We start from the raw sequence: 20,220 nt of genomic DNA on the forward strand, positions 1-20,220 counted from the left end.
GACAGCGACGTGAAACGACGGCGACGGCTGGAAAGGACGTTCACGATGACCACTGCCCCCGCCACGGCCCGGGCGACGACCGACGAGCGGGCGCTGACGGACCTCCAGCGCGAGCACGGCCCCGCTCTGCTCAACTTCCTGCTGGGACTGACCTTCGGGGACCGGCAGCGTGCGGAGGATCTGCTCCAGGAGACGCTGGTACGCGCCTGGCAGCACCCCGAGGCGTTCGACGGTCCCTTCGAATCCATGCGGCCCTGGCTGTTCACCGTGGGACGCCGGCTCGCCATCGACGCGCGCAGGTCCCGGCTGGCGCGACCGCCCGAGGTGGGTGACGGGATCCTCGCGACGACCCCCGACCCGGAGGACCCCACCGAGACCACGACCCTGGCGCTCGACGTCCGCAAGGCGGTGCGAGAGCTGAGCCCGGAACACCGCGCCGTGCTGGCGCACATCTACTTCCGCGGGCTGAGTGTGAACGAGACCGCCCGGGCGCTGGGCATTCCGGCGGGTACGGTCAAGTCCCGGTCGTACTACGCGCTACGGGCGCTCGCCCGCGCCCTGCCCGGCTATCGCAGGTCCTCCTCGTCCACCAGCGCCAGCAGCGACGGCGCCTCGGCCACCTCCAGGTAGGCGGCCCCGCACGGACCGCACCGCGCGAGGTGGTCCGCGACGCGCCGGTCCTCCTCGGGAGCGAGCGCGCCCAGCACGTACGCGCCGAGGAACGACCGTACATGCCGTCCGGAATCGGTCGTTCCAGCGTCGGCTGCCTCACCGTCGGCCCCACCCGTCACAATCCGCTCCCGTCCGCCGCCCGATCCTGCCCTTCTGGCCACGCGCGGCGGCCGCCGCCGGTTCAATGCTCCGTGAAGGGGGTTTCGGGGGGCGGGAAGAAAGGCGGAGAAGCGATGCGTCCGGACAGTACCGACAACGCGGGCGGTGGTGACCTACTGGTGCCGATGGCGTGGATGTACGCGGAATACGTCGCCGACGAACTGCTGCGCACCGGCGATCTGATGCCACCGACGACACTGGAGTACCGAGCGGGCCGGCACGCGCTGGCCCTGACCATCTTCCTCTCCGGCAGTTCGGCGGGCGGCCCCCGCTCGGGGGCCCGGATGGCGGAGTGGCACTCCCTGACCGCGTACGGCACCTCCTGGCCGGAGTGGGTGTGCGCGCGGCTCGACCGGCTGGAGGCGCTCGCCTTCGAGGCCGGTGGCACGGTCCGCGATCCGGACCTGGAGCTGGCGGGCGCGGCCTGGCGGTGGCTGGAGGAGACGGAGATGCTGGCGCCCGACCTGGACGCCATGGGGCCTACGCGCGAGGACCCCTGCCCGGCGGCGGAGGAGGAAGGGCCGAAGGTGTGGACTCCGGCGTGGCAGCTGGGGCTGCCGCTGGGGCACCTGGCGATCCATCTGTTCTGAGCCCTGCCCCCTGTACGGCGGTCGCACACGGACGGCTGTACGGCGGTGGCACACGGACGGCGCGAATGGCACGGGTGGCACGGAACAGCACGGGCGGCCGTACGCGGATCGCGTGGCGGCCGGGTGCCGACCGCACGGCGGCCGGCTCCAGTCGGCCTCAGCTTCCGTGCACCCCGGCGCGGTACTTGGGGATCCGTACGGTGATCCTCATCCCCGCGCCGACGCCCGTCTCGATCACCAGGCCGTAGTCGTCCCCGTAGACCTGGCGCATCCGCTCGTCCACGTTGAGCAGCCCGATGCCGGTGGACGCGCCGTCCTCGCGGCGCAGGATCCGCCGTAGCCGGTCCGGTTCCATCCCCACCCCGTCGTCCTCGATCACCACCTCCGCCTCGGCGCCCGCGTCGAGTGCGCTGATGGTGAGGTGGCTGGTGGTGCCCGCGCCTTCGAGACCGTGTTTGACGGCGTTCTCGACGAGCGGCTGGAGGCAGAGGAACGGCATCGCCACCGGCAGCACCTCGGGGGCGACCTGGAGGGTGACGGTGAGCCGGTCGCCGAACCGGGCCCGGACGAGCGCCAGGTACTGGTCGATGGAGTGCAGTTCGTCGGAGAGCGTGGTGAAGTCGCCCCGGCTGCGGAACGAGTAGCGGGTGAAGTCCGCGAATTCCAGCAGGAGTTCGCGGGCGCGCTCGGGATCGGTACGGACGAACGAGGCGATGGCCGCCAGTGAGTTGAAGATGAAGTGCGGGGAGATCTGGGCCCGCAGCGCCTTGATCTCCGCCTCGATCAGCCGGGTGCGGGAGCGGTCCAGCTCGGCCAGTTCCAGCTGCACGGAAACCCAGCGGGCCACTTCGCCCACGGCCCGCGCGAGGACCGCCGACTCGCGCGGGGCGTACGCGACGAGGGTGCCGAGCACCCGGTGGTCCACCGTGAGCGGGGCGGCCGCGCCCCACCGCAGGGAACAGTCGAGATCGTCGCAGCCGCCGGCGAACGCCGTGCCGCGTCCGCTCTCGAGCACCCCGGCGACCTGGTCCATCACACCGGTGCCATGGTCCTCGCCGGCGCCGTCCCACGCGAGGACCCGGTCCCGGTCGGTGAGGCAGAGAGCGTCGGTGCCCAGCAGGGAGCGCAGCCGGCGGGCCGCCTTGCGGGCGCTGTCCTCGGTGAGGCCGGCCCGCAGCGGGGGCGCGGCGAGCGAGGCGGTGTGCAGGGTCTCGAACGTGGCGTGCTCGACGGGCGTGCCGACATCGCTGATCCGCTCGAGGCGCGCGGTGCGGCGGCCGAGCAGAAAGCCCCCGGCGAGCAGCAACGGCCCCAGCACGATCAGGGCGGCGAGCGCGGCGCCGCTCATGGCGCCTCCGTCGTACGGCCACGTACGCCCGTACGATCCGACACGTCCGCGGGGTCCGGGACGCCCGCGGGGTCCGGGACGTCCGTACGGTCGGACGCCCCCGTACGGCCCGGCGCGGCGCCCCGACCGGACACGGTCCCGGCGGACCGGCCCCCCGGACCGGCGTCCGCGCCCGGACCGGCACCGGAGCCGGCCCGGGCCCGCCGTCCGTCCACCGCGCCCGTGGCCGCCCCGCCGCACAGGCCGTCCCGACCGTCCCCGCCGCGCGGAACCAGGGCCTCCGGCAGGTGGAAGCGCGCCATGGCGGCGCTGGTGCCGGGCGGTATCCGGCCCGGCGTGGCCAGGGACACCAGGATCATGGCGAGGAAGCCGACCGGCACGGACCAGACAGCGGGCCAGGCCAGCAGCGCGTGCGGCCAGCCGGACCGGACGGCTCCGCCGACCGTGACCACCGTGGCCGCGAAGGAGAGGCCGCCGCCGAGCAGCAGACCGGCGGCCGCGCCGGGCGGGGTGAGCCGCCGCCACCAGATGCCGAGCACCAGCAGCGGGCAGAAGGAGGACGCGGAGACCGCGAAGGCCATGGCGACGGAGTCGGCCACGGGCATGGAGCTCACCAGCAACGACCCGCCCAGCGGCACGGCGATGGCGAGCGGGGTGGCCAGCCGGAAGTCTCGTACGCCGCGCGAGGGCAGGACGTCCTGGGTGAGCACCCCCGCCACGGCCATGGTGAGCCCGGAGGCGGTGGACAGGAAGGCGGCGAAGGCGCCGCCCGCCACCAGCGCCCCGAGCAGGTCCCCGCCGAGCCCGCCGACGGCGCGCTCCGGCAGCAGCAGGACGGCCGCGTCGGCGTCGGTGCCGGACGGCAGCCGGGGTACGTAGAGCCGGCCCAGCGCCCCGTACACCGGCGGCAGCAGGTAGAAGGCGCCGATCAGGGCCAGGACGACCACGGTGGTCCGGCGCGCGGCCCGGCCGTTGGGGCTCGTGTAGAAGCGGACGACGACGTGCGGCAGGCCCATCGTGCCGAGGAAGGTGGCCACGATCAGGCCGTAGGTGGCGTAGAGGGGATGGTCGACGCGTCCGGCGACGGCGCCGGTCAGGCCGGCCGCGACGCTCGGCCGCCCGTCGCCCTGCCACGCCAGCACCAGGAAGAACGCCGGGACGAGCAGCGCGGTGAGCTTGAGCCAGTACTGGAACGCCTGGACGAAGGTGATGCTGCGCATGCCGCCCGCCGCGACCGCCGCCACCACCACGAGCGCGACCAGCACCCCGCCGAACCAGCCGGGCGCGCCGGTGAGGATCTTCAACGTCAGTCCCGCGCCCTGGAGCTGGGGAACGAGGTAGAGCCAGCCGGCGCCGACCACGAACACACTCACCAGCCGGCGCACCGCCCGGGACTGCAGCCGCCCCTCGGCGAAGTCGGGGAGGGTGTACGCGCCGGAGCGGCGCAGCGGGGCGGCGACGAAGACCAGGAGCACGAGGTAGCCGGCGGTGTAGCCGACCGGGTACCAGAGCATGTCGGGCCCGTGCAGCAGCACCAGCCCGGCGATCCCGAGGAAGGAGGCGGCCGAGAGGTACTCGCCGCTGATCGCGGCGGCGTTGAGCGCGGGGCCGACGGTGCGGGAGGCCACGTAGAAGTCGGAGGTGGTGCGGGAGATCCGCAGCCCGAAGCCGCCGACGAGGACGGTGGCCAGCACGACGACGGTGACGGCCACGACCGGGTAGCTCTGGTTCACGGGACGGGCCGGCCCTTCACGAGCCGGGCGAAGTCGCGTTCGTTGCGCTCCGCGCGCCATACGTACCACCAGGCGAGGAGGGCGAGCAGTGGGTAGGCGGCGAAGCCGAGCACGAACCAGACGGCGGTCTGGTCGCGCAGCGCGGCGAAGGCGAGCGGCAGGGTGCCGGCGACGCAGGCGAGGAGGGCGAACGCCGTAAGACCGGCGCGGAGTTGACTGCGCATCAGAGACCGGACATAGGCGTCACCGAGCGGTGTGTGTTCCGCGATCTCGGCCTGGGCGCGGTAGCGCGGCAAGGGGCGGGCGCGCAGGGGCTCACCGGTGACGACCTCGCGCCGCGGTGTGCCCGCGGGCGCGTCGCGCGGCCCGGGCGACCGCCGCTCGAACGGTTCGGCACCGGGCGGTGGCGGCCGCCGCGGCCGTGCGTCGTCCGCCATGGCACCTCTCCGTCCGGCCCGTCCCGTCCTCCCACCGGTGCTCGCGGCCCACGGCCCGGCGCTTCGTCCTGTCGCGCGTGGAGTGTACGCAGCCGGGTCATCCGGCGGGAAGGGCCTGGTCAACGACCGCCTTGTCGCATCAGGAGGTCGCGCAGCGCGCGGGCGTGCCGACGGCTGACCGCCAGCTCCACGGCGCCGACGCGGACACTCATCGCGCCCGCGTCCAGGCGCAGCTCGTCGATCCGGTTCAGGGCGACGAGATGGCTGCGGTGGACGCGGACGAAGCCCCGGGCACGCCAGCGCTCCTCCAGGGTGGTCAGGGGGATCCGGACCAGGTGGCTTCCGGTGTCGGTGTGCAGCCGGGCGTAGTCGCCGCGCGCCTCGACGTACGCGATGTCCTCGACGGCGACGAAGCGGGTGATCCCGCCGAGTTCCACCGCTATCTGGTCGGTGGCCGGGGCCGCGACGGGGGTCCGCTCCCCCACCAGTTCGGTGACCCGGCGTACGGCCTCGGCGAGCCGCTCCCTGCGGACCGGTTTGAGGACGTAGTCGACGGCCTTGAGGTCGAAGGCGCGAACGGCGAAGTCCTCGTGTGCGGTGACGAAGACGATCAGCGGGGGCTGGGCGAAACCGGCCAGCAACCTGGCCATGTCGAGCCCCGACAGGCCGGCCATGTGGATGTCGAGGAAGACCACGTCGACGGCGGCGGGGTCGCCGGGCCCGGCCTCGAGCGCGGCCCCGATGCGGCGCAGCGCTTCCGTGGCGCCGGTCGCTCCCTCGGCGGCCCGGATCCGCGGATCGGCCCTCAGCAGATAGAGAAGTTCCGCAAGCGCCGGTTCTTCGTCGTCGACAGCCAGTACGCTCAGCATGCTGCTGGAGTTTAGGCGCGTCCGGCCGCGTGTGGCATGAGTGATTCGGGGCTGCGGTACGTACCAGAGACCATGCGGACCTTGGACCTCCATCGCGATGTCGGCGCCTACGCACTCGGAGTGCTCGGCCCCAGGGATGCCTTCCGCTTCGAGGATCATCTGATGGACTGCCCGCAGTGCGCGTTGCTGCTGGACGACTTCGGCGGAGTGAAGGCACAGCTCGACACGTACGTACGGCAGGCCCCCACCGGCGTGGGACCGTTCACCGACCCCGGGCCGGGGCTGCTGGCCGGGCTCCTGGACCGGGCGGCGGCCGGGCGGCGCCGCGCCCGCAGACGCCGGCTGGTGCTGGCCGCGGCGGCGGTGGTGCTCGCGGTGGGCGGCCCGCTCGCGGTGCTCGCCGCGCTGGGGCCGCGGGACGCCGGTCCCGGGGCGGGCGCGCCGGTACGGTGGACCGCCTCCGACGAGCGGACGGGCGCCTCGGCCGTGGTGACGGCGGCGGAGACGGGCTGGGGCACGGACGTGGGGCTCGAGCTGGTCCGGCCGGGCGGGACGGCGGTGTGCTCCCTCGTCGTGGTCGGGCTCGACGGTTCGCGGGAGACGGTGACGACGTGGGCGAGCTCGGCGGAGCGCGAGGAGCGGCTGGTCACCCGGGGCGGCACGGCGATGCGGCCGGGCGGGATCGACCACTTCGAGGTGCGGACGACGGACGGTCACGCTCTGATGATCATCGGCGGCCGGAACGGCACCTGAGCCGGACGGCGCCTGCTCGAAAGCCCGGGCCGTGCCGTGTCAGCGCCTGGTCACTTCAGCAGCCGGGACATCCGGCGGTCGGCCAGCGGCTTGCCGCCCGTCTGGCAGGTGGGGCAGTACTGGAGCGAGGAGTCGCTGAAGGAGACCTCGCGGATGGTGTCCCCGCAGACGGGACAGGCCTCACCCGTGCGGCCGTGCACCCGCAGCCCGCTCTTCTTCTCCGCCTTCAGCCGCCCGGCGGCAACCCCGCGCGAGCGTTCGACGGCCGACCCGAGCGTGGCACCCATCGCCTCGTACAGTGCGGTGATCTCGTCCTCGGACAGGTTCCGCACCGGCTTGAACGGTGACATCTTCGCGGCGTGCAGGATCTCGTCGCTGTAGGCGTTGCCGATGCCCGCGATGAGGCTCTGGTCGCGCAGCGCGCCCTTGATCTGCCGGCGTTCGCCGGCGAGCAGCCGGGCGAAGGCCGCCCGGTCGAAGGAGCCGTCCATCGGGTCGGGACCGAGCCGGGCGATGCCGGGCACGTCGGCCGGGTCGCGGACGAGGTGCACCGCGAGCCGTTTGGTGCTCCCCGCCTCGGTCAGGTCGAATCCGTCGCCTTCCGCGAGGACCGTCCGCAGGGCGAGCGGTCCCTTGCCGGGCCGCGGCGGAGCGGCCGGGAAGGAGTCCTTCCAGCGCAGCCAGCCGGCGCGGGCGAGGTGGACGGCCAGGTGCAGTCCGGCCTCGCCCGCGACGATGTCGAGGTACTTGCCGTGCCGGGCGACGGCGGTGACCGTGGTCCCGGCCAGGGCGGACAGCGGCGGGTCGTAGGTCTTGAGGACATTCACCGCGAGGGGCCGGACGCGGGCGATCTCCCGGCCCACCAGATGGCCGTCGAGGAACTCTCTGAGCGCTTCCACTTCGGGGACTTCCGGCATGTGTCCAGCGTGCCGCAGCGCCCTCAGCTCCGCCCGTCGGCCGGTCCGCCGGCCCCGCCGCCGTCGCGCAGGCCGTAGACGCGCCGGGCGGTGGCGCCGAAGACCGCGTTCCGCTCGTCCTGGCTCAGTCCGCCGGTCAGGCTGCGGGCCGCGTCGTAGACCTCGCCGTACGTGGCGGCCAGCCGGCACACCGGCCAGTCCGAGCCGAACATCAGCCTGCCGGGGCCGAAGGCGTCGAGGACGACGTCCGCGTACGGCCGCAGGTCGTCGGTCGTCCAGGCGTCCCAGGCGGCCTCGGTGACCATTCCGGAGAGCTTGCAGACGGTGTTGGGGCGGGCGGCCAGCGTTCTGACCGCGTCGGCCCAGGCGGCCGTGCCGGTGTCGGTGCCCGGGCGCGCGTGCGTTCCCGCGTCCGTGCGACCGCTCGCGATGGGTGGTTTGCCGAGGTGGTCGAGGACGAAGGTGAGCTCCGGCAGCAGCCGTGCCGCCTCGGCCGCCGCGGCCAGCTGAGGCGGGAGGACGACCAGGTCGTAGGCGAGGCCCGCGGCCGCGACCGCGGCGAGGCCGCGCCGTACGTCGGGGCGGAGCAGCCACGCCGGGTCGGGTTCGCCCTGCACCTGGTGGCGGATGCCCACGAGCCGGTCGCCGCCGGGCAGTTCGCGTAGCGCGGCCAGGGTGTCGGCGATGCCGGGCGCGGTCAGATCGGTCCAGCCGACGACGCCCGCGACCAGCCCGCCGCGGTCGGCGACGGCGAGGAACTCCGGCGTCTCCTCCGGGACGCAGACGGTCTGCACGAGGACGGTGGCCGTCACCCCCGCCGCCCCGGCTTCCGGCTCCAGGTCCTCGACGGCGAAGCTGCGCCGGAGGGGCGCCATCGCGGCTCCGGTGATCCAGTCCTGGTCGCGTACGGACAGGTCCCAGATGTGATGGTGGGCGTCGACGACGGGAGCGGTGACGGCCGCCGGGCCGGTCATCGTCCCGCCCCGTTCCCGGACGGTCGCCCCGCCCCGTTCCCCGTCGGCGGGAGACCGCCGACGGAGCCCGCCGACGCTCCGCCCTGGGCGCGCGCGGCACCCTCGGTGTGCGCCACGCCGTCTGCCCTCGGCACGCCACCCGCCCCGGCCGGACCGCCGGTCACCGCCGAGCCCTCGGTGCCCGCCGCAGCGTCGGCCTCCCACGCGGGATCCGCCGCCCGTGCCGGAGTCCTGGCCCACGCCATGTCGTCGGTCAGCAGCCCTTCGGCGCGCAGTTCGGCCCAGAGGTCGTCGGGGACGGTACCGGCGGCGAGCCGGGCCGCGTCCCGTACCTCCGCCGCCGACCGGGCGCCGACCAGCACACTGGCGACGGCCGGGTGGCGCAGCGGGTAGTGCAGGGCGGCGGCGCGCAGCGGGACCCCGTACCGCCGGCTGACGGCGTCCATGCGCCGCGCCCGGTCCAGCAGTTCGGGAGGGGCCGCGGCGTAGTCGTACCTGGCGCCGGGCCGCGGGTCTGCGAGCAGGCCGGAGTTGAAGACGCCGCCGACGACGACGCTCCGGCCGCGCGCGGCGGCCACGGGCAGCAGTTCGGTGAGCGCCGACCGGTCGAGCAGGGTGAACCGGCCCGCGCACAACACGACATCGGCATCGGTCTCCCGCAGGATGCGGGTGAGCGGTTCGGGCCGGTTCATGCCGGCGCCGACGGCACCGACGACCCCTTCGGCCCGCAACCGTTCCAGCGCCGGGTACGCCTCCCGAAGGGCCTGTTCGGCGTGGTCGTCCGGGTCGTGCAGGTAGACGATGTCGATCCGGTCGAGGCCGAGCCGTACCAGGCTCTGCTCGACCGAGCGGAGGACACCGTCGGCGCTGAAGTCCCAGACGCGCCGGTGGGTCGCGGGGACCGCGAAGCCGTGGCCGAGGTCGTCGCCGTACGGCCCGCCCGCGACCGGTTCGAGCAGCCGTCCCACCTTGGTGGAGACGGCGTACGCGGCGCGGTCCCTGGCGCGCAGCGCCTCGCCGAGCCGGCGTTCGGAGAGACCGAGGCCGTAGTGCGGCGCGGTGTCGAAGTAGCGGATGCCCGCCTCCCAGGCGGCGTCGACCGCCGCCGCCGCGTCACCGGGCGCGACCGCGGTGTAGAGATTGCCGATCCCGGCGGCCCCGAAGGACAGCCCGGTCACCGGGACGGTGCCGCGTCCGAGCGTGGTCCGTCGCATGTCGCTGCCCCTTCGGGAGTGGTCCACGTCGATCCCGACGAATATTCATCGGATGACTGGCGCCCGTCAACACCCGGGCAGCCCCTTCCCGTACGGAGGCCACCCCGTACCACAACCGACACGCGGGGCGTGATATCCGATCTATAGGTGAAAACCGGGAGCACACACGGTCGGCGTGACGGTCGGCGCCGCGAGGTGACCGGCGGCCGGCGGCGGGATGACCGGCGGCCGGCGCGGAGGGGCGGGGAGCCGTCAGCCGGCCGGCCGCTCCGGAACGCCGAACTCGCACCACACACATTTGCCGCTGCCGCGCGACTCCACACCCCAGCCGTCCGCCAGCAGGTCGACCAGCAGCAGTCCGCGCCCCGAGGTCCCGGACTCGCCCGCGTCCCGCCGGTGCGGCAGGGCGCTGGACAGGTCCTCGACCTCGATCCTCAGCCGCCGCTGCGGCCCGGGCACCACCTGTACGGTCACCACCGCCCCGGCGCGGGTGTGCACCAGGGCGTTGGTGATCAGCTCGTCGGCGGCCAGTTCGATCTCGTCCACGCGCCCCGCGGCTCCCCAGGCCGTCGCCGCCGCCCGGATCATGCGCCGCGCGGTGCGCAGCGCACCCGGGTCGCCCTCGCCGACCTCCTGCTGGAGCCGGCCGCCCACGCGGGGCGGGCGGCTGCCGCCCCGGCGCAGCAGCAGCACGGCCGCGTCGTCCTCCCCGCCCTGCTCGTCCACCGCCCCGCAGAGCCGGTCCGCCAGTTGCTGGAGGTCGCGCGGGCCGTCCCGTACCAGTGCGGCCAGCAGCAGCATGCCCTCGTCCAGATCCGTGCCGGGCTGCTCCACCAGCCCGTCGGTGTAGAGCAGCAGGGTCTGGCCGGGGTCCAGCTCGACGGTCTCCACCGGGTAGTCCAGCTCTCCGAAGACCGCGGACAGCCCCAGTGGCATGCCGCCGGGCACCGGGAGCCTGCGGCAGCTCCCGTCGGTGTCCCTGATCATCGGGTCGATGTGCCCGGCGCGGACCAGCCTGACCACCCCGGTCGCGAGGTCTGCCTCCGCATAGGTGCAGGTCGCGAAGCGGTCGGTGTCCAGCTCGTACAGGAAGACCGAGGCCCGGGCCATCACGGTCGCGGGCGAGTGCCCCTCGGTGGCGTACGCCCGCAGGACGATCCGCAGCTGGCCCATGACGGCCGCGGCGTGGGTGTCGTGGCCCTGGACGTCACCGATCACCGTCCCGACCCGGCCGCCGGGCAGCGGGATCACGTCGTACCAGTCGCCCCCGATGTCCTGGCCCAGCCGTGCCGAGCGGTAGCGCACGGCGATCTCGGCGCCGGCCACGGCGGGGATCCGGCGCGGCAGCATCGCCTGCTGGAGCCCCTGGGCCAGGTCGTGGTCCTGCTCGAAGAGCATCGCGCGCTGGAGGCTCTGGGCGATGCTGCTGCCGAGCGCGAGGAGGATGTCGCGGTCCTCGGCGCTGAAGCCGCTCTTGTGGCGGTACAGCAGCCCGAGCGCGCCGAGGGGGCGCGCCTGGGCGATCAGCGGGAGATAGGCGGCGGCGTTGATTCCGAGGTGGCTGATCTGCGGCCACAGCTGCGGGTAGCGGGCGGCGAACTCCTCGGGGGACTCGATGAAGCGGGGGGTGAGCGTCCTGAGTACCTCGCTCATCGGGTATCCCTCGTCGGTCCGGGTGACCCGGGTGCCGGGCACGTACGAGCCGTCCGGGCCCTCGGCGACGAGGTGGATGCGCCCGGACTCCAGCAGCCCCATCACCAGGCTGGTGGCGCCGAGGTGCGCCAGGCCGTCGGACTCCTTCAGCACGTCGATGACGTCCTGGACGGTCCTGGCGTGGGCGAGGGCGGCGGCGGTGCCCTCGACGACACTGGTACGTGTCGGCCGGGCGGCGGCCAGTTCGTGGCGCGCGGTGGAGTCGACGAGTTCCTGCACGGCGTCGCGGACGATGCCGACGACGCGGCGCGCCCGTCCCTCCGGGTCCCGGAGGATGCGGCCCTGGGTGTGGGTCCAGCGCCGGCTGCCGTCGCGCCGGCAGACGCGGAAGTACGCGCTGTACGCCTCGCTGCCGCTCCTGACCGCCTGCTCCAGGATCTCGTCCAGGCGGCGCATCTCGCCCGGCGGGATCCGCGCCTTCAGGCTCCGGCGCCGGCCGTCGTACTCGTCGGGGCGCAGGTCGAACACGGCGAGGGCCGGGGAGTCCAGATGGAGGCGGCCGCCGTCCAGGTCCCAGTCGAAGGTGCCCATCCGGTTGAGGGACAGGCTGACGCCCGGCGGGACGGGCCACTCGCCGGGAAGCGACGGGGTACCCGCTGCCCGTTCAACCATGGGGACACTCTGTCATCATTTGCCGGATTCCTCGACTGCTCCCCGGGCCGCCTGCCGCCCGCGGCAGCGCCCCCTCAGCCGCCCGCCGCGCCCAGCGGTGGCTCCGGGCCTTCCAGCAGGTCCGCGTCGTCCTGGGGCCCCGTCAGCTCCACCGAGCCCGGGTCCCCCGGCGCCCATGGCCCGTCCCCGGACGAGTCCCCCGCCGACGGCCGCGCGCGGCCGGTTCCCGGGGGCGCCTCGGGCAGGGGCGCGCCCGGCGGCCGCACGGCGCCGGGGTCGGTGATGTCCGCGCCCGGTCCGTACGCGGGTGGGGCCTCGGGGAAGGCGTCGCTCTCCCCGTCCGTGCCGGTCCGCCGCTCGATCCAGGCCTCGCCGGCCAGGTCGGCGATGATCAGACTGGTGACCGCCCGCGGCGCGGGCCTGACCACGACCACCCGGTCGGGCCGGTAGGAGGCCCATTTCCCGCCCTTGTGGCGCACCTGCCCACGGGTGGCGACCGGTCGCCCCAGCGGGCTGCCGCACGCGCAGCGCACCCGTGGCAGCCCGCGGTCGTCCACCATGACGGCGGTGCCCTCCTGGAGGACGGCCTGGAAGGCGGCCGCGGTGCCGCCGCGGAAGGCGTGGTTGGTCACCCGGGTGTCGGCGCGCAGGGACACGGGGGTGAGTCCGCGCAGATAGCCGGGCAGCACGGCCGGGGTGATGCCCGCGCCCTCGGCGAAGGCCCGGGCCGTCACCGGCTCCTCGGTGAGGTAGCGGATCTGCCGCTCCACGTCGCAGGTGGCGGCGGACCGGACGCCCGCGTACAGCCCCGGCGTGGAGCCCGGCAGGGCGCGCGCCGTCCGTACGGGCAGCGTGGCCCCGCCCCCGGACTCGGGCGCTCCCGGCCGCGCCGGGGAGCGCTCGGGGCCCGGGACGGGGCGTGGCGGGTCGGCGGCCGTCGAGGGGGTGAACGGGGCGGGCTCCCGGGCGGTGGCCCGCTGGAGGTAGAGCTCCTTGGCGTCCACCGTCGCCTCGCGGGCTCCGTCGTCCCCTCCGCAGCCGGCCATGACGAGGACGCCCGCGAGCAGCGCCAGAAGCGCGGCATGCCGACGGCGGATGGATGAGCGCACCGGAATCTCCCGCCTCGCCCGTCAGGGATGTCAGAGTTGCCAGACTTGTCCTCTCATGTCTGACGGACGTCTCCCGCGCCCGCAAGCGGACACAGGGCCGACCGGAGCAGGCGCGCCGGGCAGGCCGGGCGCGTCGGCATGTGCCGGGCACGCGAAAACGTCCCGCACCTCGCGGTCGCGAGGTGCGGGACGTCAAGGTCTTCCGCCGGGCGGGAGGGGGACCTCCCTCGAGTCGGACGGGTCGCCCGCCCCCGGGGGCCGGCGTCGGGGCGCCGGTGTCAGTCGATACCGGGCAGGATGTGCGGCTCCGCGAGGTCGTCCTCGTAACCCGCCAGCCTGATCGGGGCCGATCTGGCCCACACTTCGAGATTGCCCAGCTTCTCCGGCGTTCGCTTCGACTCGCCGGGATCGGCCGTCCGGCTCTCGTACTCCGTCACGTCTGGTGTCACCGCGCACTCCTCTGTGTCGCGCAACTCTGGTACAGGGGCAGCTCCGTCGCGGTGGCGCCGTTTCCAGGAACGGGATCGCGGCCGGTGATGGCGGGCCTGTCCCAGTTCGGCCGCGGGGGATGGTGTACCCCCGCCGGGCCGTTCGTGCGCACAAGAGTAACCAAATGAGCGTCATACCGCTCGACAGTGCCGGTATTCGGGTGATGTTCCGGCCATTCGACCGACTACCAGTTGGCGGGTGCGTAGTCCTTGAGGAAGCAGCCGTACAGGTCCTCACCGCTCTCGCCCCGTACGATCGGGTCGTACACGCGGGCGGCTCCGTCGACGAGATCGAGCGGGGCGTGGAACCCCTCCTCGGCCAGCCGCATTTTGTCCGGATGCGGACGCTCGTCGGTGATCCAGCCGGTGTCGACGGCGGTCATCAGGATGCGGTCCGATTCGAACATCTCCTGGGCGCTGGTACGGGTCAGCATGTTGAGCGCCGCCTTGGCCATATTGGTGTGCGGATGGCCCGCGCCCTTGTAGCCGCGACTGAAGACGCCCTCCATCGCGGAGACGTTCACGACGTAGGCGCGCTCCGCCCGGGCGGCCCGCATCGCCGGCCGGAGCCTGCTGATGAGGATGAACGGCGCGGTGGAGTTGCACAGCTGCACTTCGAGCAGTTCGACCGGGTCGACCTCGGAGACCGTCTGCACCCAGCTGTTGGTGTCGTGCAGGTCCGGTACGAGACCGCCCGCGTCGATCGCCGTGCCCGCCTCGATCCTGGCGAGCGTGGCGGATCCGCCGACGAGCGCCAGGTCCGTGACGTCGGAGGCGCTCAGGGCCTCGGTGCGGGCGGCGGGCAGCACCGCCGCCGCGCCGCTGCCGAACGCGCCGATGACCTCGGAGGAGGGGAGTTCACCGGCCGGCAGGGGTGCGGCCTCGGCGGCGACGAGCTCGCTGTACGCCTGCGCGGACCTGCGGACCGTCTGCGCCGCGTTGTTGATCAGGATGTCCAGCGGGCCCTCGGCCGCGACGGAGTCCGCGAGCGCGACGACCTGCGCCGGGTCCCGCAGGTCGATACCGATGATCTTGAGGCGGTGGATCCAGTCGGCGCTGTCGGGCATCGCCTTGAAGCGCCGTATCGCGTCGCTGGGGAAGCGGGTGGTGATGGTGGTGTGGGCGCCGTCGCGCAGCAGTCGCAGCGCGATGTACATGCCGATCTTGGCCCGGCCGCCGGTGAGCAGCGCGCGCCGGCCCGTCAGGTCCGTACGGGCGTCGCGGCGGGCCCGGTTCTCGGTGGCACACGACGGGCACAGCTGGTGGTAGAAGGCGTCGACCTCGACGTAGCGGGTCTTGCAGATGTAGCAGGACCGGGGGCGCTGGAGGATGCCCGCGATCTCCCCGGCCGCCGAGGAGGAGGGCAGCAGCCCCTGGGTCTCGTCGTCGATGCGTTCCGCGGAGCCGGTGGCGGTGGCCTCGGTGACGGCCTTGTCGTGGGCGGTCTTGGCGGCCCTGCGCTCCTGGCGGCGGCGCTGCTTGACGGTCCGGTAGACGCCGGCGGTGGCGCGCCGGACGGCGATGGCGTCGGGGTGGTCGACCTCCAGCCGGTCGAGCTCGTCGAGCACGCTCAGGCAGACGGCCATGCGTTCGGGGTCGATGCCGGGACCGAAGGCGGTTTCCGGGGTCTCGTCGTGCGCCGGTCCCGTGCCGGACACGGGTCCGTCCTCTGTCACCGTCATCGCTGTCGCTGTTCCTCGATCACTCGTACGCCAAAGCCCCGGCCGGGTTTCCCTGTCGGCTGTCGCCGCGTCCCCCGCGGGCCGGGGCGGGCCGGAGCAGGCCGGATACGTACCGACACGCCGGGGAGGGCAACAAAATGCCACTATCTTATCCGGCCGCGGGGCCGGCCCCGGCGCCGATGCCGCGGTCCCGGGGGCGATGGGCGCCCGAAAGACTCAGCCGGGGGCCTTGACGCCGAGGAAGCACGTCGGCGTGCGCAGCCGGAAGCCGAGCGACTCGTACAGCCTGACGGCGTTCGTGTTGTCGGTGGCGGCGTGCAGGAACGGTGTCTCGCCCCGGGCCCTGATGCCGTCGCAGACGGCCAGGACCAGCCGGGCCGCGAGCCCCCGGCCCCGGTGTTCCGGCGCGGTGCAGACGGCGCTGATCTCGCACCAGCCCGCCGCGCGCAGCCGCTCCCCCGCCATCGCCACGAGCGCGCCGTGGCGGCGGATGCCCAGGTAGGTGCCGAGTTCGATGGTCCGGGGCAGGAACGGGCCCGGCCTGGTGCGCTCGACCAGGTCCAGGATCTCCGGTACGTCGGCGGGGCCGAGCCGCACGGCCTCTTCGTCCCGCGCGGTCACCGTCCCCGGGGCCCCGGGGCCGACGAGTTGCACGCCGTCGGCGTAGAAGGTGGTCTCCCAGCTGTCGGGCGGCGGGGACCGGTGCCCCATCAGCACGAGGGAGCCGCCGGGCCCGGCGAGCGCGGCGGCGTCGGCCCAGTCCTCGTCGGTGGCGTCCTCGGGCAGCGCCAGCCAGGGCGACACGTCCGCCGGGTAGCACAGCACCCGGCCGCGCCGCCGGGCGAAGCCGGCGTGCGGCCCGGTGAGCGCGGCCCGCACGGGGTGGTCCAGTGGGTGCGGGCGTACGGGGGTTTCCTCGGCTGACCCGCGGCTGCCGGTCGCGTTCACGACGGACCCATGACCGTCGGCCGTGGCCGTGGCGGTCGTCTCCTCCGCTGTGCGGCCACGGGCGGCGCGGGCCGGTCCGTCCTGGGCCGGTCCCTCGTCAGCCGACCCGTCGCGGGCCGGTCCCTCGCCGAAAGGCTCTTCCCGGACGCTCGGCACGGGGACGCTGCGGGTGCGCGCGTCCGGGGCTCCAGGGCCGAGTGTCATGCCGCGACCTCGATCACGATCTTGCCCTGGGCATGCCCGCTCTCCACGGCCCGCAGCGCCTCGCCCGCCCGCTCCAGCGGAAAGATCCTGGTCACATGGGGATCCAGCGTGCCGTCCTGCACCAGCCGCGCGACTTCGTCGAGGACGGCGGCCGTCCGCAGCCGTACGACCGCCGCGCCGCCCAGCTCGGGCACCGTACCCTTGTCGGCGGCGCTGACCAGCCTCGTACGGTCCGTGAGCAGTCCGGCCGCGGCCCGCAGCACGGCGCCGCCGACCAGGTCCAGCACGGCGTCGACCCCGTCGGGAGCGGCGGCGCGCACGCGCTCGGCGAGGTCCGGCCCCGGAGCGAGGTGCACCGCCCCGAGGGACTCCACGAACTCCCTCTTGGCGGTGCTCGCCGTCCCGAGGACACGGATGCCCCGGCCGCGCGCGATCTGGACCGCCGCGACGCCCACTCCGCCGCCGGCTCCGGTGATCAGCAGGGTCGCGCCGGGCTCCGGGCCGAGCTGGTTGACCGCGTCGAACGCGGTGGCCGCCGCGACCGGCAGCGCCGCCGCGTCCGTGAAGGACAGCGCCGCGGGCTTGTGCGCGGCGACCGCGACGGGCAGCAGGGTGTGTTCCGCGTAACCGCCGGTGAGCGTGGACCCGAACACCGCGTCGCCGACGGCGAAGCCCTCGACGTCGGGGCCGGTCGCCACGACCACTCCGGCCGCCTCGCTGCCCAGTACCTCGGGCGGTTCGGCGGGCGGGGAGCCCGGCCTGCGGTAGCCCGAGCGCAGTTTCCAGTCGACGGGGTTGACGCCCGCGGCGCGCACGGCTACGAGGAGCTGTCCGGGTCCGGGGCTCGGCGGCGGCCGGTCGATGAACGACTCCGCCTCGGGTCCGCCGTGCCGGGTGAAGACGTACGCCCTGGACATGCGTGCTCGCTCTCCTCGCCGCTCGGTGCGCCTGGCGGCACTGTAAGCGGTCCACGCGGCGGGCGGGCGACCGCCCCCGGGCCCAGGAGCGCACCCGCCCGGTGCCGAGCGCCGTGGCCCGGCGCCGGTCCGTCCGCGGCGGGCCCGGACGCCCGGAGGGCCCGGACCGTCCCCGCGGCGAGCGGGGCGGTCCGGGCCTGCGAAAAGCCTCCGGGAGACGGCGCCGGTCAGGAGGTGCCGCACTCCATCGACGCCGGGTCGGCCGCCTCGGCGATCAGCGCCTCGTGGGCCGCTTTGAGGCGTTCGACGTCGGGCTTCATCTTCTTGCGGTCGTAGGTGAGCAGCCCGTTGAGCTCACCTTCCACATCGGTGATCTGGGTGTACACCGCGCCGTTGCTCCCCTGGCAGGTGAGCTCGCGCACATGGGCCAGCTGGGCCAGGTACTCGTCGGTGTACTTCGCCTGGTCGACGCCCACGTAGGTGTGCTGTACGGGCCAGGCGTGGCCCGGCACGGCCAGCCCGAGGCCGCCGTACTCGCCGCTGACCAGGGCCCGTTTACCGTCGGGGCGCGGCAGTTGGGCGGCCGGGTAGCCGTGCGCGTCGGCGATGTCCCCGTTCCCGCCGTCGACGGCGCCGCAGCAGTTCAGCCCGCTCATGTTGTTGACCAGCCGGGTCGGGTCCCAGGACTTGGCCTGGTCGGCGACCCGCGCCTGGTCGTACTGGCCCCAGCCCTCGTTGAAGGTGACCCACATGATCACCGACGGGCTGTTGCCGTGCTGGTCGATCATCCGCTTCATCTCGTGCTCGTACTGGGCACGGGAGGCCGCGTTCGGGTTGATCGTGTTCATGGCCGGCATGTCCTGCCACACCAGCAGCCCCAGCCGGTCGGCCCAGTAGAACCAGCGGTCGGGCTCGACCTTGATGTGCTTGCGCACGGAGTTGAAGCCGAGTTCCTTGTGCTTCTCAAGGTCGAATGCCAGCGCCTCGTCGGTCGGCGCGGTGTGCAGCCCGTCGGGCCAGAAGCCCTGGTCGAGTGTGGCCATCAGGAAGGTGGGCTTGCCGTTGAGCACCGTGCGGGGGGCTCCGTCGACCGTCTTCACGGCGATGGAGCGCATGCCGAAGTAGCTGCCGACGCGGTCCTTGCCCGCGGTGACCTCCAGCCGGTACAGGTGGGGGTCGTCCGGTGACCACAGGCGGGGGTCACGGACCGGCACGCTCAGCTTCGTGCCGCTGCGGCCGGTGACGGTGCCGACCTTGCGCTTGCCGTCGTACGCGGTGGCCGTGACCGGCAGCCCGTCCCGTATGCCGCGCACCTCGACGTCGAGCTTCTCGCCCGCGACGTCCGGGGTCAGCTTCAGCGAGTCAAGGTGGTCGGCCGCGACCGGCTCCATCCACACCGTCTGCCAGATGCCGGAGGACGGGGTGTACCAGATGCCGCTCGGGTCCAGACGCTGCTTGCCGATCGGCGGGTTCTCGCCGTCCGCCGCGTCGGTGGGGTCGTAGACGCCGACGATCAGCTCCTGGGTGCGGCCGGGCTCGAGCGCGTCGGTGACATCGGCGCTGAAACGGTCGTAACCGCCCTTGTGCTCGGTGACCTTGGTGCCGTTGACGTACACCTCGGCCCGCCAGTCGACGGCGTCGAAGTTGAGCTTGAGCCGCTTGCCGTCCTTGGCGCCGACCTGCCACTGGGGCGGGACGGTGAAGGTGCGCCGGTACCACATCCGGTCCTCGTGCCGCTCGATACCGGAGAGCTGCGACTCGACCGGGTACGGGACGAGGATCTTCTCGCGGAGCTTCTTGCCGACGGGCGGGAGGTCGCCTTCGTCGGCGGCGGCGAACTCCCACTGGCCGTTGAGGTTCCGCCAGGCGTCCCGGGTCAGCTGCGGCCGGGGGTATTCGGGGAGGGCGTTGCCGGGCGTCACGTCCTTGGCCCAGGGAGTGCTCAGGTCGTACTCGGACTTGTTGGGTCCACTGCTCCAGAAGGCGCCGACCGGCTCGCTCCCCTGAGAGGTGAGGCCGCCGGCTCCGTCGTAGCGCACCTCGGCCGTGCCGCCCTTGCCGACGACGGGCTGCTTGAGCCGCACCAGCAGCCGGCGGTCGTCGCGCGGGTCCTTCTGCACGGTGCCGAGCGGCCAGGCCGCGCCGCCGATGACCGCGTTGACGTGGGAGGCGAGCCGGGCCGGGGGCGCGGCCAGCTTCTGGGCGAAGTCCAGGCGCAGGGTGCGGCCGTCGGGCAGGACGGTGGCGGCGATGGCGCCGTCGTAGGCGAAGCCGTCGGGCAGCCGGAACGCGGAGGAGGGCACGGGCTCCTTGGTGCCGCCGGGCTCGGTCCACCTCAGGTGCAGGTTGGAGCCGCCGTAGTGCTCGAAGTACTCGACCTTGATGTCGTAGGCGCGGCCGGCGGTGAGTTCGACGGGCTGGGCGGTCTGTTCCTTGTCCCAGTCGTCCACCCAGTGGTCGATGACGAGCCGGCCGTCGACCCAGAGCCGGAAGCCGTTGTCGCCGATGATGGAAAAGGTGTGCGCGCCGGTGCTCTCCGGCACTATCTTGCCGGTCCAGCGCGCGGTGACGTCGTCGGCCTGTCCGGTGGCTGCCGCCAGCCGTGGTTCCAGGTTGTCGAAGTCGAGGGCGGGATCGAAGGTGGTGGCCTTGAGCTCATGGAAGTCGAAGGCCCCGGGGGCGGACTGCGTGTAGTACTCGCCCTTGAGGCCACGGACTTCGGCGGCGCCGTCGTCCACGGCGGCCGACGCGGCCGGGACCGCGGTCAGGCCCGCGGCGCCGAGGACGGCGGCCAGCAGGAGAGCGGTCTTTCTTCGGATGCGCACATATCCTCCTCGATGCTGAGGTGAGGGTGGCGGCTCGTTGCGATGGTATGTACAAC

At 73.8% G+C, this 20,220-nt stretch carries 17 protein-coding genes and 1 pseudogene; 3 read left to right on the plus strand and 15 right to left on the minus strand.

Annotation, left to right across the window (positions count from 1 at the left end):
* The first annotated feature begins 45 nt into the window (after positions 1-45).
* Positions 46-630: a sigma-70 family RNA polymerase sigma factor gene (locus ACU6P3_RS02580; protein WP_447195717.1), complete on the plus strand. Its 585-nt coding sequence runs from the start codon at positions 46-48 to the stop codon at positions 628-630.
* Here the strand turns inward: ACU6P3_RS02580 and ACU6P3_RS02585 are convergent.
* Positions 567-791: a zf-HC2 domain-containing protein gene (locus ACU6P3_RS02585; protein ID WP_030743624.1), complete on the minus strand. Its 225-nt coding sequence runs from the start codon at positions 789-791 to the stop codon at positions 567-569. The two genes, ACU6P3_RS02580 and ACU6P3_RS02585, sit on opposite strands and share 64 nt — an antisense overlap.
* Before the next feature lie 114 nt (positions 792-905).
* Here ACU6P3_RS02585 and ACU6P3_RS02590 point away from each other — a divergent pair, with 114 nt between their 5' ends.
* The gene (locus ACU6P3_RS02590; RefSeq protein ID WP_344285104.1) at positions 906-1,421 is read left to right on the plus strand and encodes a hypothetical protein; all 516 of its coding nucleotides are present in this window, start codon (positions 906-908) and stop codon (positions 1,419-1,421) included.
* Positions 1,422-1,578: 157 nt separating this feature from the next.
* On the opposite strand, the gene ACU6P3_RS02595 is transcribed toward ACU6P3_RS02590, so the two are convergent.
* From ACU6P3_RS02595 to ACU6P3_RS02610, 4 genes are all read right to left on the minus strand, one after another.
* Positions 1,579-2,769: a sensor histidine kinase gene (locus tag ACU6P3_RS02595; RefSeq protein WP_447195718.1), complete on the minus strand. Its 1,191-nt coding sequence runs from the start codon at positions 2,767-2,769 to the stop codon at positions 1,579-1,581.
* Positions 2,766-4,502, minus strand: a complete 1,737-nt coding sequence (locus ACU6P3_RS02600; RefSeq protein ID WP_447195719.1) for a sodium/solute symporter — start codon at positions 4,500-4,502, stop codon at positions 2,766-2,768. The genes ACU6P3_RS02595 and ACU6P3_RS02600 overlap by 4 nt, the downstream gene beginning before the upstream one ends.
* Entirely contained in the window at positions 4,499-4,813 is a 315-nt protein-coding gene (locus ACU6P3_RS02605; RefSeq protein ID WP_447198187.1) for a hypothetical protein, read from the minus strand. The genes ACU6P3_RS02600 and ACU6P3_RS02605 overlap by 4 nt, the downstream gene beginning before the upstream one ends.
* Before the next feature lie 245 nt (positions 4,814-5,058).
* Positions 5,059-5,808: a LytR/AlgR family response regulator transcription factor gene (locus tag ACU6P3_RS02610; protein ID WP_447195720.1), complete on the minus strand. Its 750-nt coding sequence runs from the start codon at positions 5,806-5,808 to the stop codon at positions 5,059-5,061.
* A gap of 72 nt (positions 5,809-5,880) precedes the next feature.
* Here ACU6P3_RS02610 and ACU6P3_RS02615 point away from each other — a divergent pair, with 72 nt between their 5' ends.
* Positions 5,881-6,561 (plus strand): zf-HC2 domain-containing protein, encoded by a 681-nt coding sequence (locus ACU6P3_RS02615; RefSeq protein WP_447195721.1) that lies wholly within the window; start codon positions 5,881-5,883, stop codon positions 6,559-6,561.
* Between the two features lie 50 nt (positions 6,562-6,611).
* Here ACU6P3_RS02615 and ACU6P3_RS02620 read toward each other — a convergent pair whose 3' ends face one another.
* The 10 genes and pseudogenes from ACU6P3_RS02620 to ACU6P3_RS02665 all read right to left on the minus strand — a co-directional run bounded on the left by ACU6P3_RS02620 (position 6,612) and on the right by ACU6P3_RS02665 (position 20,164).
* Positions 6,612-7,478 (minus strand): Fpg/Nei family DNA glycosylase, encoded by an 867-nt coding sequence (locus ACU6P3_RS02620; protein ID WP_447195722.1) that lies wholly within the window; start codon positions 7,476-7,478, stop codon positions 6,612-6,614.
* Positions 7,479-7,501: 23 nt separating this feature from the next.
* Positions 7,502-8,452, minus strand: a complete 951-nt coding sequence (locus tag ACU6P3_RS02625; protein ID WP_447195723.1) for an amidohydrolase family protein — start codon at positions 8,450-8,452, stop codon at positions 7,502-7,504.
* 254 nt (positions 8,453-8,706) lie between these two features.
* A pseudogene (locus ACU6P3_RS02630) lies at positions 8,707-9,666 on the minus strand (aldo/keto reductase); the annotation flags it as partial.
* Positions 9,667-9,918: 252 nt separating this feature from the next.
* Complete coding sequence (locus tag ACU6P3_RS02635; protein ID WP_447195724.1) at positions 9,919-11,991, minus strand: SpoIIE family protein phosphatase; 2,073 nt, start codon at positions 11,989-11,991, stop codon at positions 9,919-9,921.
* A 74-nt stretch (positions 11,992-12,065) separates the two neighbouring features.
* Positions 12,066-13,100, minus strand: a complete 1,035-nt coding sequence (locus ACU6P3_RS02640; RefSeq protein WP_447195725.1) for a DUF6777 domain-containing protein — start codon at positions 13,098-13,100, stop codon at positions 12,066-12,068.
* Between the two features lie 278 nt (positions 13,101-13,378).
* Positions 13,379-13,549, minus strand: a complete 171-nt coding sequence (locus ACU6P3_RS02645; RefSeq protein ID WP_199813973.1) for a hypothetical protein — start codon at positions 13,547-13,549, stop codon at positions 13,379-13,381.
* A 224-nt stretch (positions 13,550-13,773) separates the two neighbouring features.
* Entirely contained in the window at positions 13,774-15,270 is a 1,497-nt protein-coding gene (locus ACU6P3_RS02650) for an SDR family NAD(P)-dependent oxidoreductase (RefSeq protein WP_447195726.1), read from the minus strand.
* 216 nt (positions 15,271-15,486) lie between these two features.
* Complete coding sequence (locus tag ACU6P3_RS02655; RefSeq protein WP_447198188.1) at positions 15,487-16,218, minus strand: GNAT family N-acetyltransferase; 732 nt, start codon at positions 16,216-16,218, stop codon at positions 15,487-15,489.
* Positions 16,219-16,418: 200 nt separating this feature from the next.
* A complete protein-coding gene (locus tag ACU6P3_RS02660) occupies positions 16,419-17,339 on the minus strand; it encodes an NADP-dependent oxidoreductase (protein ID WP_447195727.1) in 921 nt (306 codons plus the stop codon).
* A 227-nt stretch (positions 17,340-17,566) separates the two neighbouring features.
* Positions 17,567-20,164 carry a PA14 domain-containing protein gene (locus tag ACU6P3_RS02665; protein WP_447195728.1) on the minus strand — a complete coding sequence of 866 codons (2,598 nt, stop codon included), beginning with the start codon at positions 20,162-20,164 and terminating at the stop codon, positions 17,567-17,569.
* Positions 20,165-20,220 lie beyond the last annotated feature (56 nt).

The sequence above is a fragment of the Streptomyces hebeiensis genome (assembly GCF_052983195.1).